Raw genomic sequence first — 16,760 nt, 5'->3', positions numbered from 1 at the left:
GGCGGAACCGAGCCGGGCCTCCCGGAAGAAGGGCCGGATCCGGAAACCGGACCCGGCCCTTGCAGGTCAGGAAGCTGCGATCGATTCCTTCGCGGCGGCCACGACGTGCTCCGTCGTGAAGCCGAACTCCTTGAAGAGCGTCTGGTAGTCGGCCGAGGCACCGAAGTGCTCGATCGAGACGCTGCGGCCCTTGTCGCCGACGATGTCGCGCCAGCTCATGGCGATGCCGGCCTCGACCGACACGCGAGCGGTGACGTCCTTCGGGAGCACCTGGTCCTGGTAGTTCTCGGACTGGGCGCGGAACCACTCGATCGACGGGGCGCTCACGACGCGGGCGTTGATGCCCTCGGCCTTGAGCTGCTCGCGTGCCTCGACCGCGATCTGGACCTCGGAACCGGTCGCGATGAGGATGACGTCCGGGGTGCCGTTGGGCGCCTCGGCCAGGATGTACGCACCCTTGGCGACGTTCTTCGCCGAGGCGAAGACCTCACCGGAGGCGTCACCCTCGCCACGCTCGAACACGGGGAGGTTCTGACGGCTCAGCGCGATGCCGGCCGGGCGGTCGGTGTGCTTGAGCATCTCGAGCCACGCGTACGCGACCTCGTTGGCGTCGGCCGGGCGGACGACGTCGAGACCGGGGATCGCACGGAGCGAGGAGACCTGCTCGATCGGCTGGTGCGTCGGGCCGTCCTCGCCGAGGGCGATGGAGTCGTGGGTCCAGACGTAGATCGCCGGCGCCTGCATGAGCGCGGCGAGACGGACCGCCGGACGCATGTAGTCGCTGAAGATGAGGAACGTGCCACCGAAGGGGCGGGTGTTCCCGTGCAGGACGATGCCGTTCAGGATCGAGCCCATGGCGTGCTCGCGGATGCCGAAGTGCAGCACGCGGCCGTACGGGTCGGTGCTCCACGTCGACGTCGAGGCCTCGGCCGGACCGAAGGACTTGGCGCCCTCGATCGTGGTGAGGTTCGACTCGGCGAGGTCGGCGGAACCGCCCCAGAACTCGGGCATCAGCGGCGCGATGGCGTTGATGACCTTGCCGGAGGCGGCACGGGTCGAGACGGCCTTGTCGGTCGGGAAGACCGGGAGCGCCGCTTCGAGGCCCTCCGGGAGCTCCTTCGACTGGACACGGTCGAACAGTGCCTTCTTGTCGGCGTTGGCCGCGGCCCACGCGTCGAAGGACTTCTGCCACTCGGCGTGCTCGGCCTGGCCCTTGGCGACGGCACCGCGGGTGTACTCGAGGACCTCGGGGGCGACCTCGAAGGTCTTGTCGGTGTCGAAGCCGAGGATCTCCTTGAGGCCCTTGATCTCGTCGGCGCCGAGCGCCGAACCGTGGATCTTGCCCGAGTTCTGCTTGGTCGGCGACGGCCAGCCGATGATCGTCTTGAGGACGATGAGCGACGGCTTGTCGGTGACCTGCTTGGCGGCCTCGATCGCGGCGTGGAGCTCCTCGACGTCCTCGGAGTACTCGCCGGTCTTCTTCCAGTCGACGATCTGGACGTGCCAGCCGAGCGCCTCGTAGCGGTCGGCGACGCTCTCGGAGAACGCGATGTCGGTGTTGTCCTCGATCGAGATCTGGTTCGAGTCGTAGAACGCGATGAGGTTGCCGAGCTGCTGGCGGCCGGCGAGCGAGCCGGACTCGTTCGTCACGCCCTCCTGCATGTCACCGTCGCCGGCGATCACGTAGGTGTAGTGGTCGAACGGCGACTGGCCGGCCGGGGTCTCCGGGTCGAACAGGCCGCGCTCGAAGCGCTGGGCGTAGGCGAAGCCGACCGAGGACGCGAGGCCCTGGCCGAGCGGGCCCGTGGTGATCTCGACACCGTCGGTGTGGCCGTACTCCGGGTGACCCGGGGTCTTCGAGCCCCACTTGCGCAGGTGCTGTAGGTCGTCGATCTCGAGCCCGTAGCCGTGCAGGTAGAACTGCACGTACTGGAGGATCGAGGCGTGACCGGCGGAGAGGATGAAGCGGTCGCGGCCGATCCAGGTGGAGTCGCTCGGGTCGCGACGCATCACCTTCTGGAAGAGCAGGTGGGCGAGCGGAGCGAGGCTCATCGCGGTGCCGGGGTGACCGTTGCCGGCGGCCTCGACCGAGTCGGCGGCGAGAACGCGGGCCGTGTCGACGGCCTTCCGGTCGATGGCGTCCCAGGTGAATTCAGCCACTTGGATGTTGACCCTTCTTGATGCGACATGTGCGAGGGCTCGTGCCATCGCACGGACATGTGGCCATCCCGGGGCCGAGTCGTGTCGCCGTCTAGCGGCGGCCGACCGGCTCATCGCGGCCGACGTCATCGGGGCGCGCACTGCGGGAGGGCGTGTCCAGCATAGTGACCCGGTACTCAGAAGGGGTTCAGGTGACCCCCGATGTTCACACCGGGGTGGCCGCCGACGGTCGATCCGGGCGTGTCGAGCGCGTCCGGATCACGCCGGGATGTCGGAGCGGGGCACCGTCGCGGCGCTTCCATCCCGTAAACTGGTCGGGACCCGTGGACATTCCGGGTCAGCGCATGCCCGGACGCCGTCGCAGTCGTCCACCGAGTGTGCGAGCTGATGCGAACAGACTGAGGTTCTCTTGCCGACTGCCACCGTGACCCGGCCCGACACCGATCGACCCCGATCGCCGCTGTCCCGCAAGGTCCGTGCGTACGTCTCGTTGACGAAACCGCGCGTGATGGAGCTGCTGCTCGTCACCACGGCGCCGACGATGTTCCTCGCCGAACGCGGCGTCCCCGACCTGTGGCTCGTCTTCTGGACGATGCTCGGCGGAGCGATGTCGGCCGGTTCGGCGTCGGCCTTCAACTGCTACATCGACCGCGACATCGACCGGCTGATGAAGCGGACCAGCACCCGCCCGCTCGTCACCGGTGAACTGTCGGACCGCGAGGCCCTCGTGTTCTCGTGGGTGCTCGGCATCCTGTCGACCGCGGTGCTCGGGTTCCTGGTGAACTGGCTGGCCGCTGCGCTGAGCGTCATCGCGATCCTCATCTACGTGTTCGTCTACACGCTGTGGCTCAAGCGCCGCACCCCGCAGAACATCGTCTGGGGCGGCTCGGCCGGCTGCATGCCCGTGCTCATCGGCTGGGCGGGCGTCACCGGGTCGCTGACCTGGACCCCGATCATCCTGTTCATGGTGATCTTCCTGTGGACGCCGCCGCACTACTGGCCGCTGTCGATGAAGTACCGCGACGACTACGACGCGGCGGACGTGCCGATGCTCGCCGTGGTCCGCGGCCGCACCGTCGTCGGCCTGCAGGTCGTGCTGTACGCCTGGGCGACGCTCGTCTGCTCGCTCCTGCTCATCCCGGTCGGGCACATGGGGCCGCTCTACACGGTCGTCGCGCTGGCCGGCGGCATCTGGTTCGTCCTCGAGTCGCACCGCCTGTACTCGCGGGCCATCCAGCACGTCGAGCACGTGCAGCCGATGCGGGTCTTCCACAGCTCGATCACGTACCTGACGCTGCTCTTCATCGCCGTGGGCATCGACCCGCTGCTGCCGCAGGTCTTCACCTTCTAGGCGGTCGAGCGGGCGCCCGCGCGCGCTCGGTCCGCACGACGCCGTCGCGTCCTGTTGACGCCGTCGTGTCGACACGACGCCGCCCATCCGCCGAGACGCCGCCGAATCCGGTGGCGTCTCGCGCATTCGGCGGCGTATCGGCAGGACACCGGCGTCCTGCGTCGGGCACGGGGCGGACTGGAGGCACGGTGCGGGCCCGCCACGGGCCTCCCGTCCGGCGCGGTCGGCGTCGGCCGCGGGGCGGACGCGTGGCTGCGGACCGCAGCGCCCTCCCGTCCAGGCCCACCACGAACGCGACACCCCACGAGTCGAACGACTCGTGGGGTGTCGGAGAACGGGTGTCAAGCGCGCGACGCGCCCGGGCGTCAGGCGTCGATGGGTTCCCGGACGGCGTCTCGGCCGGCCGAGGCCCGCGTCGACAGCACCACGGCGGTCACCGCACCGACGAGCAGCCCGGCGAGCACAATGTGCGTGCCGACGAGCCCGACGGGCAGACCGGTGCGCGCCTGCGTGAGGCCGACGGCGATCTGCAGGAACTCGACGGCGAGCAGCAGCAGCGGCCACTTGCTCGGTCGGCCCAGGCGGACGGCTCCGATGACGAGCACCAGGGTCAGGGCGAAGAGGGCGTACGCGGGCCAGGCGTGCACGTGCTCCATGACCGCCGGGTCGAACCCGGTGCGGTGCAGGCGGCCACCGTCGACGGCGGCGTCGGCTCCGGCGTGCGGGCCGCTGCCGGTGGTCAGGATGCCCACGAGGACGGTCACGACGACGGCGGCGACGGTGCCGCGGACGACACCCGTGTACCAGCCGGGGACGAGCCGCTGGGCGGTGCGCGGGCCGTGCGTGGTGCGGTAGACCAGCGCGGCGGTCACCGAGGTGAGGGCGGCGGAGACGACGAAGTGCAGCCCGACCACGAAGGGGTTCAGGTTCGTCCAGACGCTCATGCCGCCGATGACGGCCTGCACGGGGATCGCGACGCCCTGAGCGAACGCCAGCCAGAAGAGTTCGGGGCGCGTGCGCAGCATCCGGACGACCGCGAGGAACATCGCGACGGCCACGATCACGAGCACGAAGGTGAGCAGACGGTTGCCGAACTCGATGATGCCGTGGATGCCCATCTCCGGCGTCGAGACGAGCGAATCCGCCGTGCACTTGGGCCAGGTGGGGCATCCGAGGCCCGAGGCGGTGAGGCGCACCAGGCCTCCGGTGCCGATCAGCACGACCTCGACCACGAAGGACGCCCAGGCCAGTGCGACCACGCGACGGTCGACCACGCGGGGGAGCGACCACCACCGTCCGGTCCGGAGATCCTGCTCGACGGGGGATCCGACGCGTGTCACGAGGGTGGTGCCTTCCTGTTGTTCCGTGCGGTGAACCTGTAGGATTCGAGGGTTCAGCAGCAGTCAAGTCTAGGCAGGCGCCGGCTCCGAATGGGCCGAGATCGCCGATCACTCCACGGACTGCGTGGAACCATTGTCGTTGCGAGGGAGCAGCACCGGGTCCGCATGTCAGCGGTCCGCGGTGGAATGGCGTCCAGACGCCACGGGTTCACACCTGTAACGCTGTCCCGCGAGAAGGAAACGAGGAGACCATGTCCGACGTGCTCATCGACCGTCCCGAGCTCGAAGGGCTCGGCCAATACGAGTTCGGCTGGTCCGACTCCGACTCGGCAGGGTCCTCCGCCCGTCGTGGGATCTCGGAAGAGGTCGTCACCGACATCTCGAACCTCAAGAACGAGCCCGAGTGGATGCTGAAGAACCGCCTCAAGGGGCTGTCGCTCTTCGGCCGCAAGCCGATGCCGACGTGGGGCGCCGACCTGACGGGCATCGACTTCGACAACATCAAGTACTTCGTGCGCTCCACCGAGAAGCAGGCGCAGTCGTGGGAAGACCTCCCCGAGGACATCCGTGCGACCTACGAGAAGCTCGGCATCCCCGAGGCCGAGCGCCAGCGCCTCGTCGCCGGTGTCGCCGCCCAGTACGAGTCCGAGGTCGTCTACCACCAGATCCGCGAGGACCTGGAGCAGCAGGGCGTCATCTTCATGGACACCGACACGGCGCTCCGTGAGCACCCGGAGCTGTTCGAGGAGTACTTCGGCACCGTGATCCCGGCCGGTGACAACAAGTTCGCTGCGCTGAACACGGCCGTCTGGTCGGGTGGCTCGTTCGTCTACGTCCCCAAGGGCGTCCACGTCGAGATCCCGCTGCAGGCGTACTTCCGGATCAACACCGAGAACATGGGCCAGTTCGAGCGGACGCTGATCATCGCGGACGAGGACTCGTACGTCCACTACATCGAGGGCTGCACCGCCCCGATCTACAAGTCCGACTCGCTGCACTCGGCCGTCGTCGAGATCATCGTGAAGAAGAACGCCCGCGTTCGGTACACGACGATCCAGAACTGGTCGAACAACGTCTACAACCTCGTCACCAAGCGTGCGATCGCACACGAGGGCGCGACGATGGAGTGGATCGACGGCAACATCGGGTCCAAGGTCACGATGAAGTACCCGTCGATCTACCTCGCCGGCGAGCACGCCAAGGGCGAGACGCTCTCCGTCGCCTTCGCGGGCCCCGGTCAGCACCAGGACGCCGGCGCGAAGATGATCCACATGGCGCCGTACACGACGTCGTCGATCGTCTCGAAGTCGATCGCCCGTGGTGGCGGTCGTGCGGGCTACCGCGGTGAGGTCCGGGTCGACCCGGCCGCGCACCACGCCGCCAACACCGTGCGCTGCGACGCCCTGCTGGTCGACACGATCAGCCGGAGCGACACCTACCCGGCGATCGACATCCGTGTCGACGACGTGCAGCTGGGGCACGAGGCCACGGTCTCGCGTGTCAGCGAGGAGCAGCTCTTCTACCTCATGTCCCGCGGCATGGCCGAGGACGAGGCGATGGCGATGATCGTCCGTGGGTTCATCGAGCCGATCGCCCGCGAACTCCCGATGGAGTACGCACTCGAACTCAACAAGCTCATCGAGATGAGCATGGAAGGATCCGTCGGCTAGATGTCCAGCACCACCCCTCCCCACATCGACCAGCCGATCGAGCCCGCTGCCGCAGCGCAGGGCGGCATCCAGCACGGCGCCGGAGCCCACTCCGACGGCGGCTGGGACGCCCCCGACAAGAAGGTGCCGGTCCAGACCCGCTCCGAGCGGTTCCAGTCCGGCGACGTCGAGGCGTTCCCGAAGGTCACCGGCCGAGAGGTCAACTGGAAGTTCGCGCCGCTCGCCAAGCTCCAGCCGCTGCTGGACGGCGGACTCGACGGATCCGCCTACCCGTACCTCGCCCGCCAGTCCGAGGGTGCCGACGTCGAGTGGGGTCGCAGCGACGACCCCCGCGTCGGCTCCGCCGGGCTGCCCGAGGACCGCGCCTCGGCCGCGGCCTGGACCGCGCGCGACGCCGTGCTGGCGATCACGATCAAGGCCACCGAGGCACACGAGTTCATCACCGTGACGCGCTCCGACTTCGGGTCGCAGCCCCGCGCCGCGCACACGGTCATCACGGCCGAGCCGAACGCGCAGGGCATCGTCGTGCTCGACAACCGCGGCAGCGCCCTGCTCAGCGAGAACGTCGAGATCGTCGCGCAGCAGAACTCGCGACTGACCGTCGTCAGCCTGCAGGACTGGGACGACGACGCCGTGCACGTCGCGACGCACTTCGCCGAGGTCGGTCGTGACGCGTTCCTCAAGCACGTCGTGGTCTCGCTCGGCGGCGACGTCATCCGGGTCAACCCCTCGACGCACCTCGGTGCGCAGGGCGCCGACACCGAGATGTACGGCGTGTACTTCGCCGACGCCGGCCAGTACATCGAGCAGCAGGTCTACGTGAACCACGACGCGCCGAACACGCGCGGTCGGGTCAACTACAAGGGCGCGCTGCAGGGTCAGGGCGCGCACACCGTCTGGATCGGTGACGTCCTGATCGGCCGCGCCGGCGACGGCACCGACTCGTACGAGCAGAACCGCAACCTCGTGCTGACGGACGGGACCCGCGCCGACAGCATCCCGAACCTCGAGATCGAGACGGGCAACATCGAGGGCGCCGGACACGCGAGTGCGACCGGTCGCTTCGACGACGAGCAGCTGTTCTACCTGCAGTCCCGCGGCGTCCCGGAAGAAGAAGCCCGGCGCCTCGTCGTGCTCGGCTTCCTGGTCGAGGTCATCCAGAAGATCGGTGCCCCCGAGCTCGAGGAGCGCCTCATCGCCGCGGTCGAGCAGGAGCTGGCCGAGGGCCGCTCGGTCATCGCCGCACCGGCCGAAGCCGGCGCCGCGCAGTCCGACGGCGCGGAGGCCAGCGCCTGATGGCCGAGAAGGTCTGCGCCGAAGCCGACATCGCAGTGGACAGCCCGATGCGGGTGGTCGTCGGCGGCACGGCGGTCGCGATCGTGAAGGACTCGTCCGGCACGGTCCACGCCATCGGCGACACCTGCACGCACGGCGACATCTCGTTGGCCGAGGGCTTCGTCGAGGGTGACTCGCTGGAGTGCTGGGCCCACGGGTCCCGCTTCTCGCTGACCACCGGCAAGCCGCAGAACTTCCCGGCCTACGAGCCCGTCCCGGTCTTCCGGGTCGAGGTCCGCGACGGCGACGTCTACGTCGACGTGCAGGACGTCGTCCCGGTCGACTGAGCACCCCAACACTTCCCGCGGCTGACGCCGCACCACAGCTGCAACCGAAGGAACGCAATGTCCACTCTGGAAATCCGTGACCTCAAGGTCTCGATCGACACCGATCAGGGCACCAAGGAGATCCTGAAGGGTGTCGACCTCACCATCAACGAGGGCGAGATCCACGCGATCATGGGGCCGAACGGCTCCGGCAAGTCCACCCTGGCGTACACGATCGCCGGGCACCCCCGGTACAACGTCGTCGGTGGCACGATCACCCTCGACGGCGAGGACGTCCTCGCGATGAGCGTCGACGAGCGCGCCCGTGCCGGCATGTTCCTGGCGATGCAGTACCCGGTCGAGATCCCCGGCGTGACGGTGTCGAACTTCCTCCGCACCGCCAAGACGGCGATCGACGGTGAGGCTCCGGCGCTCCGTGGCTGGATCAAGGAACTCCGTCAGTCGATGGCCGACCTGAAGATGGACTCGTCGTTCGCCGAGCGCAACGTCAACGAGGGCTTCTCCGGTGGCGAGAAGAAGCGCCACGAGATCATGCAGCTCGAGCTCCTCAAGCCGAAGTTCGCCGTGCTCGACGAGACCGACTCCGGCCTCGACGTCGACGCGCTGAAGATCGTCTCCGAGGGCGTCAACCGCGCCAAGGCCGCGACCGGCCTCGGTGTGCTGCTCATCACGCACTACACGCGCATCCTCCGCTACATCAAGCCGGACTTCGTGCACGTGTTCGTGGCCGGCAAGGTCGCGGAGCAGGGCGGCCCCGAGCTCGCCGACCGCCTCGAGAACGAGGGTTACGACCGCTACGTGCAGGCCGCTGCCGCCGAGGCGCAGGCCTGATGATCGCCGCACTCGCTCCTGACAAGTTCGACGAGGTCGTCGAGGGCCTGAAGGAGGTCCAGGACCCGGAGCTCGGCGTGAACATCGTCGACCTCGGCCTGATCTACGACCTCGCCTGGGACGACGACGCCAACGCGCTCGTCATCAGCATGACGCTCACCAGCGCGGGCTGCCCCCTGACCGACGTCATCGAGGGGGACACCGCGAACGCCCTCGACGGCATCGTGGACGCCTTCCGGATCAACTGGGTCTGGATGCCGCCGTGGGGTCCGGAACGGATCACCGACGACGGACGCGAGATGATGCGCGCCCTCGGGTTCGCGATCTAGTCGCGACCCACCACGGACGGGAGGCGCGGTGCCAGCTGGCACCGCGCCTCCCGTCTGTCTGTGCGCACGCCACGCGCGGGGCGCGCCGCCGATCGGTCGCGACCGCCCGCTCACGTTCGCCGCGTGGTCACGTGCTGTCGGCTGACGGTGCTCCAGACGACGGAATGCGACCACTCGGTGTCCGGCCGGCGGGGAGTCGTGACCGACCGACACCCCGCCCCGGCATGGCCCCGCACCGACCGACGCCCGGCCCGGCCCCGCACCGAACGCAGAACGGCCCCGCACCGATCGGTGCGGGGCCGTTCTCGTGCGAGGTGTCAGCGGCGGCCGACGGCCTTCCACGCGAGCGGCAGGATGCCGGCGGCAATGAGCGCCTTGGCGACGCCACCGACGATGAACGGGTACAGGCCGGCGGCGAGCACCGACTGGACGTCGTTCGGCGCACCGAGCTGGCCGAGCGCGACGGCCAGGTACGGCAGGCCGGTCACGAACGGGATGGCACTCGCGAGCAGCATCGCCACTGCCGCACGACCGACGTTGCGGTCCCAGTTGCGGCGCGCGAGCCAGCCGACGAGCCCGGCGGCCGGGATGAAGCCGATGACGTACCCGAAGCTCGGCAGTGCCAGGGCCTGCAGGCCGCCCTGCATGTCGGCGAAGAACGGCGCACCCGCGAGCCCGGCGACGGCGTAGACGAGCAGCGAGAGCATGCCGCGACGTGCGCCGAGGGTCGCGCCGACGAGCACGACGGCGAGCGTCTGCCCGGTGATCGGGACCGGCCACATCGGGACCTCGAGCTGCGCCATCGCGGCGGTGAACAGGGCTCCGCCGGCGACGAGGGCGGCGTCGGTGGCCAGCCCGTGCGTGCGCAGACGGTCGGCGAGGACTGCGCGGGGAGCGAACCCGGTGGCGTTCGTCATGGATTCTCCTAGAATGGACTGCTGGTCCCGTTCGGAACCATCGGTCCCGTCAGCGTAGCGGTGCACCTCACGCACACACCGTTGTGCAAACCCACCAACTGATTGGACGTCCACTGTGCTTGCCGTGCACGAACTCGAGATCCGCGTCGGAGCTCGTCTCCTCATGGAAGACGTGTCCTTCCGTGTCGAGAAGGGCGACAAGATCGGACTCGTCGGCCGCAACGGCGCGGGGAAGACGACGATGACCAAGGCCCTCGCGGGCGAGACGCAGCCCACCGGCGGCAAGATCGAGCGCGGTGGGGAGATCGGCTACCTGCCGCAGGACCCCCGCTCGGGCGACCCGGAGGAGACCGCGCGGAAGCGCATCCTCGACGCCCGTGGGCTCGGCGAGCTCGTGGAGGGCATCCGCCTCGCGACCCTCGACATGGCGAGCGACGACGCGGCCGTTGCCGAGAAGGCGATGCGGCGCTACAGCCGCCTCGACGACCAGTTCAACGCGCTCGGTGGCTACGCGGCCGAGGCCGAGGCTGCCTCGATCGCGTCGAACCTGAAGCTGCCGGACCGCATCCTCGACCAGCAGCTCAAGACGCTCTCGGGTGGTCAGCGCCGGCGCATCGAGCTCGCCCGGATCCTGTTCTCGGACGCCGAGACGATGATCCTCGACGAGCCGACCAACCACCTCGACGCCGACTCCGTCGTGTGGCTCCGCGAGCACCTGAAGACCTACCCCGGTGGCGTCATCATCATCTCCCACGACGTCGAGCTCGTCGACGAGGTCGTGAACCGCGTCTTCTACCTGGACGCCAACCGCCAGACCATCGACATCTACAACATGGGCTGGAAGCTGTACCAGCGGCAGCGCGTCGCCGACGAGGAGCGCCGCCGCAAGGAGCGCGCGGGCGCCGAGAAGAAGGCCGCCACGCTCAAGGACCAGGCCGCCCGGTTCGGCGCCAAGGCGTCGAAGGCCGCGGCAGCCCACCAGATGGTCGCGCGAGCCGACAAGCTGCTCGCCGGTTTGGAAGACGAGCGCGTCGCCGACCGGGTCGCAAAGATCCGCTTCCCCACCCCGGCGCCCTGCGGCCGCACCCCGCTGATGGCCGAGGGGCTGTCGAAGTCCTACGGATCGCTCGAGATCTTCGCGGGTGTCGACCTGGCGATCGACCGCGGTTCGCGCGTGGTCATCCTCGGCTTCAACGGTGCGGGCAAGACGACGCTGCTGCGCATCCTGGCGGGTGCGGACCAGCCGGACACGGGTGAGATCCAGCCCGGCCACGGTCTGCGCATCGGCTACTACGCGCAGGAGCACGAGAACATCGACATCAACCGCACCGTGATCGAGAACATGGTGTCGGCATCGACCGACCTCAACGAGACCGAGGCCCGTCGGGTGCTCGGGTCGTTCCTGTTCACCGGCGACGACGGCTACAAGAAGGCCGGAGTCCTGTCCGGCGGTGAGAAGACGCGTCTGTCGCTCGCGATGATCGTGGTCTCCGGCGCGAACGTCCTGCTGCTCGACGAGCCGACGAACAACCTGGACCCGGCGTCGCGCGAGGAGATCCTCAACGCTTTGGCCGGTTTTGAGGGTGCCGTCGTTCTGGTGTCGCACGACGCCGGCGCGGTCGAGGCGCTCAACCCCGAGCGTGTGCTGCTGCTGCCGGACGGCACCGAGGACCACTGGAACAAGGACTACGCGGAGCTCATCGAGCTCGCGTAGCTGCCTGCGAGACGGCGTCTTGCGCACTCGCCGTGGGGACAGGCGGACGGGAGGCCCGTGGCGACGCCGCCACGGGCCTCCCGTCCGCTGTGGGGTCGCGTTCGCGGACACGTCAGACGCCGTCGTGTCGGCGAGACGCCCCGAAAGCGGCGCGACGCCGCCGTGTTCGGCGGCGTGTTGCGATGACGACGGCGTCTTGCGGAACAGCACCAGCGCGTCAGCGACGTGACGCGATGAGCTCGTCCTCGATCTCGGCGTCCGTCTTCGGCTTCGCGTTCTTGCGGCGTTCGCGCTCGAGGGCGCGCTCGCGCTCCTCGGGGTCGTCCTGGTTGAGGTTCCGGTACTCCTGCACCATGACGTACGCCAGGAAGCCGAAGCCGCCGGCGGCGAACAGGAACCACTGGATGAAGTAGCTCAGGTGCAGCCCGGTGTCGGCGGTCGGACGCTCCCAGCCGAGCGGGCGGGCCTCGGTCGGGGCGGGGGACTCGGATGCGAGTTGCCCGTACGCACCGGTCCAGATCGGGTCGTCGACCTTGTTCGCCACGTCGGCCAGCGTGACCGACTGCACCTGGTCGGTGTCCTTCGGGTCGGAGCGGCCGGGGATGCGCGGTTCGCTCTGCTGCAGGCGGACGATCGCGGTGACCTCGCCGGACGGGGGAGCGGGCACGTGGTCGGGGGCGTCCTGGGCGTTGCCGGTCGGCACCCACCCTCGGTCGACGATGAAGGCGCGGCCCTCGGACGTGACCAGGGGCGTCAGGACCTCGAACCCGGGCTGACCGTTGTGCACGCGGTTGCGCACGAGCAGCTGCGAGTCGACGTCGTAGCGTCCGGTCACGGAGACCCGGAGCCACTCCTGCTCGTCCTGCCAGCTCGAGGCCTTCGGCAGCGCCCGGTCGAGGGGGACGGGGGTGTGGTCGTAGTTCTGCGCGACCTGCTCGTTCTGCCGGACGGCCTCGTTGCGGCGGTCCCACTGCCACATGCCGAACAGCGCGCAGACGACGGCGAAGGCGACGGCGATCGCGAAGTAGCCGAGCCAGCGGCGGCTCCGGACGAAGCGCCAGCCGACGAACGGTTCGCGGGGGTCGTGCTGCTGCGCCGCGGCACCCGACTCGGCGGACGCGCGCTGCAGCTTGGCGGCGTGCTTGCGGCCGTACCGGGACTGCGGGTCGAAGCCGTCGGTCATCGCGAGGTGCCGGTGGAGCGCACCCCGACGTCGTTCTTCGGCGCCGCGGTCGACTCGCGCTCGTCGTCGAGGTGGTCGACGTCCTCGTGCATGCCGGTGACGCGCACCGGGAACGAGCGGGAGCGCAGGTAGTCGGCGAGGAAGTCGCGGTGTTCTTCGCACGCGGCCCAGATCTTCACGCGGTCGATCGCGTGGATCCGGGGGTTGCGCCAGTTCACACGCCACCCGGCGGTCGACACGCAGCCGGCGCGGGAGCAGACCGGGGTGGAACCGGGTTCGGTCTGCAGGTCGAACGTCGCACCCATCAGCGGGGTCCCCACATCTTCGATCGGTCGCCGTTGCGCTGCCACTCGTCCTGCGCGTGCTGCGCCTGCTGGCGGAGGCGGTCCTGCTCGTCGCGGTAGGCCTGGGCCCGGGCGTCCTCCTGCTGTTCGCGGAGACGCGGGTCGACGGCGTCGTAGAGCTCGATGGACCCGGCGGGGGAGATCATGTCGCTCTCGGTCCGGCTGCCGGCGTTCGCGATGACGACGGCGACCCAGGGGATCACCGCGGCCAGGACGATCGGGATGACCGCCAGCCACGAGTGCCAGATCGAGTACACGAGCACCGCGGAGATGAAGAGGACCACTCGGATGGCCATCTGCCAGACATAGCGGGACAGGCGGTGCGCCCGGTCCTGCTCCGGTGTGTCCGGCAGCGACGTGATGCTCGTGTGCGTGCTCTTCATACAGATGGTCTCCGTCTACCCGTGGTCAAGCCTAATCCCGCCGGACCGATCGTGGGTGCGCCGCGCGCGAACCGGCGGGGTGGTCCGCTCCGGTACGCTCGTCCGGGCGTGTCCGCCGGGTCCCCGGCACCGCGTGCCGAGCAGATCCCACCGAACGGAGCGACCATGAGCACCCCCCGTACCGTCCTCATCACCGGCGGCAACCGCGGCATCGGCCACGCGCTGGCCGAGCGGTTCGTCGCCGCCGGCCACCGGGTCGCCGTGACGTCGCGCAGCGGTCAGGGTGGTCCCGAGGGCGCGCTGACGGTGCAGGCCGACATCACCGACACGGCCTCCGTCGACGCCGCGTTCACGCAGGTCGAGGCCGAGCTCGGTCCGATCGAGGTCCTCGTCGCGAACGCCGGCATCACGAACGACCAGCTGCTCCTCCGCATGTCCGAGGACGACTTCACCAGCGTGGTCGACACGAACCTCACGGGCACCTTCCGCGTCGTCAAGCGCGCCACGAAGGGCATGATGAAGGCCAAGTTCGGCCGCATCGTGCTGATGTCGAGCGTCGTAGGCGCCTACGGCCAGATCGGCCAGGTCAACTACGCGTCCTCGAAGGCCGCACTGGTCGGCATGGCCCGGTCGATCACGCGTGAGCTCGGCTCGCGCGGCATCACCGCCAACGTCGTCGCGCCCGGCTTCATCCAGACGGACATGACCGCCGCGCTCTCCGACGAGCTGCAGGCCGAGTTCAAGAAGGCGATCCCGGCCGCCCGCTACGGCACGGTCGACGACGTCGCCGACGCCACGCTGTTCCTGGCGAGCGACGGCGCCGGGTACGTCTCCGGTGCGATCATCCCCGTCGACGGCGGCCTCGGGATGGGCCACTAGCCCTCGGACTGATCAGCCGCGCAGCCCGAGCGTCGCGAGCACGGCGGACAGGTCACGGTCGACGACCGCGACGTCCGCCTGCTCCCGCACGCGCGGCTTCGCGTCGAACGCGACCGACAGCGCCGCGACGCGCATCATCTCGAGGTCGTTCGCGCCGTCGCCGATCGCGATCGTCCGTGTCGGGTCGACCCCGTCCGCGTCCGCCCACTCGCCGAGCGCGACGGCCTTGGCGTGTGCGTCGACCACGTCACCGAGCACGCGGCCGGTGAGCACGCCGTCGGTGACCTCGAGGCGGTTCGCCCGGCAGTGGTCGAGACCGAGCTGCTCGGCGAACGGGTCGAGCACCTCGTGGAACCCGCCGGACACGACGCCGACGGTGCCGCCGGCGGCGTGCACCCCGCGGACGAGCTGGTCGGCGCCCCGCGTCACACGGACCGCCTGCTGTGCGCGGACGAAGACGTCTGCCTGGAGGCCCGCCAGGGTCGCGACACGCTCCCGGAGGCTCTCGGCGAAGTCGAGTTCCCCGCGCATGGCGCGCTCCGTGATCGCCGCCACCTGTGGCCGGGTCCCGGCACTGTCGGCGAGCAGTTCGATCACCTCGTCCTCGAGGAGGGTGGAATCGGCATCGAGGACGACGAGGAAGCGGGGCACGCACCAACGGTACCGACTGAAGGAGGCACGGCCGCGTCCGTGACGCGAGCCGTGCCTCCAGGCCGTCCGTCCGGGGCTGCGCCCCGGGTGCTTGCCCTGTTCGTCGTGCCTACGCGTCGTGCCTACGCGTCGACGCGGACGCCCTTGCCGACCACGGTGATGCCGGACTCGGTGACGGTGAAGCCGCGTGCCTCGTCGGCCTCTCGGTCGACGCCGACCTGCGCACCCGGCGCGAGGACGACGTCCTTGTCGAGGATGGCGCGGTTGACGACCGCCCCGGCGCCGATGGTGGCGCGCTCGAACACGATCGAGTCGAGGACCTTCGCGCCGGAGTCGATCGAGCACCAGGGCCCGATCATGCTGCGTTCGACCTGCGCACCCGACACCAGGCAACCGAGCGACACGAGCGAGTCCACCGTGGACCCGGTGTTGCCGTTCGCGTCGCGGACGAATTTCGCCGGCGGCAGGTTCGTCTGCTGGTTGAAGATCGGCCAGTCCTGGTTGTACAGGTTGAAGACCGGGACCGGCGCGATGAGGTCCATGTGGGCGTCGAAGAACGAGTCGATGGTGCCCACGTCGCGCCAGTAGTACTTGTCGCGGTCGGTGGAACCGGGGACCTCGTTGCGCTGCAGGTCGTACACGCCGGCGTCGCCGCGGTCCACGAAGTCGGGGACGATGTCGCCGCCCATGTCGTGGGCCGAGGTCTCGAGCTGGCCGTCGCGCAGGACCGCGTCGACGAGGGCGTCCGCGTTGAACACGTAGTTGCCCATCGAGGCCAGGATCTCGCCGGGGGAGTCGGCCAGCCCGACGGCGTCCTTCGGCTTCTCGAGGAACGCCTCGATCTTCGTCGGGTCGTCGTCGGCCACCTGGATCACGCCGAACTGGTCGGCGAGCCCGATCGGCTGACGGATCGCCGCCACCGTGGCACTGCGGCCGGAGGCGATGTGCGCCTCGACCATCTGGTGGAAGTCCATCCGGTACACGTGGTCAGCACCGACGACGACGACGATGTCGGGGCGTTCGTCGCGCAGCAGGTTGAGCGACTGCAGGATCGCGTCGGCCGAGCCGGCGAACCAGCGCTTGCCGAGCCGCTGCTGCGCGGGGACGGACGCGACGTAGGAGCCGAGCAGCCCCTCCATGCGCCACGTCTCCGCGACGTGCCGGTCGAGACTGTGCGACTTGTACTGGGTCAGGACGACGATCTTCTGCAGACCGGAGTTGACCAGGTTCGACAGTGCGAAGTCGATGAGACGGAAGTTGCCGCCGAACGGGACGGCGGGCTTCGCGCGATCGGCCGTGAGCGGCATGAGTCGTTTGCCCTCGCCGCCGGCGAGCACGATGCCGAAGACCTTCTTTGGTGCCATGCCGCTCACAGTAGGCGTCAGC

Annotated in this window: 16 protein-coding genes; 8 read left to right on the top strand and 8 right to left on the bottom strand. The window is 69.4% G+C overall.

Features of this window, described 5'->3' with window-relative positions; genetic code table 11:
• Window positions 1-66: 66 nt before the first annotated feature.
• A complete protein-coding gene (gene tkt / locus ORG17_RS09380; protein ID WP_111046387.1) occupies window positions 67-2,160 on the bottom strand; it encodes a transketolase in 2,094 nt (697 codons plus the stop codon).
• Between the two features lie 424 nt (window positions 2,161-2,584).
• Between tkt and ORG17_RS09375 the strand changes: the two genes are divergently transcribed.
• Window positions 2,585-3,511 carry a heme o synthase gene (locus ORG17_RS09375; RefSeq protein WP_214526242.1) on the top strand — a complete coding sequence of 309 codons (927 nt, stop codon included), beginning with the start codon at window positions 2,585-2,587 and terminating at the stop codon, window positions 3,509-3,511.
• A 365-nt stretch (window positions 3,512-3,876) separates the two neighbouring features.
• Here ORG17_RS09375 and ORG17_RS09370 read toward each other — a convergent pair whose 3' ends face one another.
• Window positions 3,877-4,851, bottom strand: coding sequence for a COX15/CtaA family protein (locus ORG17_RS09370; protein ID WP_214526217.1), 975 nt, complete (start codon window positions 4,849-4,851; stop codon window positions 3,877-3,879).
• Window positions 4,852-5,102: 251 nt separating this feature from the next.
• Here ORG17_RS09370 and sufB point away from each other — a divergent pair, with 251 nt between their 5' ends.
• The 5 genes from sufB to ORG17_RS09345 are packed head-to-tail and all read left to right on the top strand — an operon-like array spanning window position 5,103 to window position 9,303.
• Entirely contained in the window at window positions 5,103-6,521 is a 1,419-nt protein-coding gene (sufB, locus tag ORG17_RS09365) for a Fe-S cluster assembly protein SufB (RefSeq protein ID WP_027465678.1), read from the top strand.
• Entirely contained in the window at window positions 6,522-7,817 is a 1,296-nt protein-coding gene (gene sufD, locus ORG17_RS09360; RefSeq protein WP_250892088.1) for a Fe-S cluster assembly protein SufD, read from the top strand. It begins immediately after the preceding gene.
• The gene (locus tag ORG17_RS09355; RefSeq protein ID WP_017887268.1) at window positions 7,817-8,143 is read left to right on the top strand and encodes a non-heme iron oxygenase ferredoxin subunit; all 327 of its coding nucleotides are present in this window, start codon (window positions 7,817-7,819) and stop codon (window positions 8,141-8,143) included. Before sufD ends, ORG17_RS09355 begins: the two co-directional genes overlap by 1 nt.
• A 57-nt stretch (window positions 8,144-8,200) precedes the next feature.
• Entirely contained in the window at window positions 8,201-8,974 is a 774-nt protein-coding gene (gene sufC, locus ORG17_RS09350) for a Fe-S cluster assembly ATPase SufC (RefSeq protein ID WP_071244730.1), read from the top strand.
• Window positions 8,974-9,303 (top strand): metal-sulfur cluster assembly factor, encoded by a 330-nt coding sequence (locus ORG17_RS09345; RefSeq protein WP_017887270.1) that lies wholly within the window; start codon window positions 8,974-8,976, stop codon window positions 9,301-9,303. The genes sufC and ORG17_RS09345 overlap by 1 nt, the downstream gene beginning before the upstream one ends.
• A 317-nt stretch (window positions 9,304-9,620) precedes the next feature.
• Here the strand turns inward: ORG17_RS09345 and ORG17_RS09340 are convergent, their stop codons facing one another.
• A complete protein-coding gene (locus ORG17_RS09340) occupies window positions 9,621-10,220 on the bottom strand; it encodes a biotin transporter BioY (RefSeq protein ID WP_071244729.1) in 600 nt (199 codons plus the stop codon).
• Between the two features lie 115 nt (window positions 10,221-10,335).
• Here ORG17_RS09340 and ORG17_RS09335 point away from each other — a divergent pair, with 115 nt between their 5' ends.
• Complete coding sequence (locus ORG17_RS09335) at window positions 10,336-11,934, top strand: ABC-F family ATP-binding cassette domain-containing protein (protein WP_027465675.1); 1,599 nt, start codon at window positions 10,336-10,338, stop codon at window positions 11,932-11,934.
• A 217-nt stretch (window positions 11,935-12,151) separates the two neighbouring features.
• On the opposite strand, the gene ORG17_RS09330 is transcribed toward ORG17_RS09335, so the two are convergent.
• The 3 genes from ORG17_RS09330 to ORG17_RS09320 are packed head-to-tail and all read right to left on the bottom strand — an operon-like array spanning window position 12,152 to window position 13,844.
• The gene (locus ORG17_RS09330) at window positions 12,152-13,117 is read right to left on the bottom strand and encodes an SURF1 family cytochrome oxidase biogenesis protein (RefSeq protein ID WP_214523403.1); all 966 of its coding nucleotides are present in this window, start codon (window positions 13,115-13,117) and stop codon (window positions 12,152-12,154) included.
• On the bottom strand, window positions 13,114-13,422 hold the full coding sequence (locus ORG17_RS09325; protein ID WP_371830589.1) for a hypothetical protein: 309 nt from the start codon (window positions 13,420-13,422) through the stop codon (window positions 13,114-13,116). The genes ORG17_RS09330 and ORG17_RS09325 overlap by 4 nt, the downstream gene beginning before the upstream one ends.
• On the bottom strand, window positions 13,422-13,844 hold the full coding sequence (locus tag ORG17_RS09320; protein ID WP_051596733.1) for a DUF3099 domain-containing protein: 423 nt from the start codon (window positions 13,842-13,844) through the stop codon (window positions 13,422-13,424). Before ORG17_RS09320 ends, ORG17_RS09325 begins: the two co-directional genes overlap by 1 nt.
• A gap of 165 nt (window positions 13,845-14,009) precedes the next feature.
• Here ORG17_RS09320 and fabG point away from each other — a divergent pair, with 165 nt between their 5' ends.
• Complete coding sequence (gene fabG / locus ORG17_RS09315) at window positions 14,010-14,723, top strand: 3-oxoacyl-ACP reductase FabG (RefSeq protein ID WP_027465673.1); 714 nt, start codon at window positions 14,010-14,012, stop codon at window positions 14,721-14,723.
• A gap of 12 nt (window positions 14,724-14,735) precedes the next feature.
• On the opposite strand, the gene serB is transcribed toward fabG, so the two are convergent.
• Together serB and ORG17_RS09305 are read right to left on the bottom strand one after the other, a co-directional pair.
• Entirely contained in the window at window positions 14,736-15,374 is a 639-nt protein-coding gene (serB, locus tag ORG17_RS09310; RefSeq protein WP_214526218.1) for a phosphoserine phosphatase SerB, read from the bottom strand.
• Between the two features lie 122 nt (window positions 15,375-15,496).
• Window positions 15,497-16,738: a glucose-1-phosphate adenylyltransferase gene (locus tag ORG17_RS09305; protein WP_027465671.1), complete on the bottom strand. Its 1,242-nt coding sequence runs from the start codon at window positions 16,736-16,738 to the stop codon at window positions 15,497-15,499.
• Window positions 16,739-16,760: the final 22 nt, after the last annotated feature.

Source organism: Curtobacterium flaccumfaciens pv. betae (assembly GCF_026241855.1).
Taxonomy (GTDB): Bacteria; Actinomycetota; Actinomycetes; order Actinomycetales; family Microbacteriaceae; genus Curtobacterium; species Curtobacterium flaccumfaciens.
This window is presented reverse-complemented; position numbering and strand designations above follow the sequence as displayed.

Excerpts from the sequence above, each read along its gene's own strand:
- sufB (WP_027465678.1), top strand. The coding sequence starts at position 5,103 with ATGTCCGACGTGCTCATCGACCGTCCCGAGCTCGAAGGGCTCGGCCAA.
- sufD (WP_250892088.1), top strand. The coding sequence starts at position 6,522 with ATGTCCAGCACCACCCCTCCCCACATCGACCAGCCGATCGAGCCCGCT.
- ORG17_RS09355 (WP_017887268.1), top strand. The coding sequence starts at position 7,817 with ATGGCCGAGAAGGTCTGCGCCGAAGCCGACATCGCAGTGGACAGCCCG.
- sufC (WP_071244730.1), top strand. The coding sequence starts at position 8,201 with ATGTCCACTCTGGAAATCCGTGACCTCAAGGTCTCGATCGACACCGAT.
- ORG17_RS09345 (WP_017887270.1), top strand. The coding sequence starts at position 8,974 with ATGATCGCCGCACTCGCTCCTGACAAGTTCGACGAGGTCGTCGAGGGC.
- ORG17_RS09340 (WP_071244729.1), bottom strand. The coding sequence starts at position 10,220 with ATGACGAACGCCACCGGGTTCGCTCCCCGCGCAGTCCTCGCCGACCGT.
- ORG17_RS09330 (WP_214523403.1), bottom strand. The coding sequence starts at position 13,117 with ATGACCGACGGCTTCGACCCGCAGTCCCGGTACGGCCGCAAGCACGCC.
- ORG17_RS09325 (WP_371830589.1), bottom strand. The coding sequence starts at position 13,422 with ATGGGTGCGACGTTCGACCTGCAGACCGAACCCGGTTCCACCCCGGTC.
- ORG17_RS09320 (WP_051596733.1), bottom strand. The coding sequence starts at position 13,844 with ATGAAGAGCACGCACACGAGCATCACGTCGCTGCCGGACACACCGGAG.
- fabG (WP_027465673.1), top strand. The coding sequence starts at position 14,010 with ATGAGCACCCCCCGTACCGTCCTCATCACCGGCGGCAACCGCGGCATC.
- ORG17_RS09305 (WP_027465671.1), bottom strand. The coding sequence starts at position 16,738 with ATGGCACCAAAGAAGGTCTTCGGCATCGTGCTCGCCGGCGGCGAGGGC.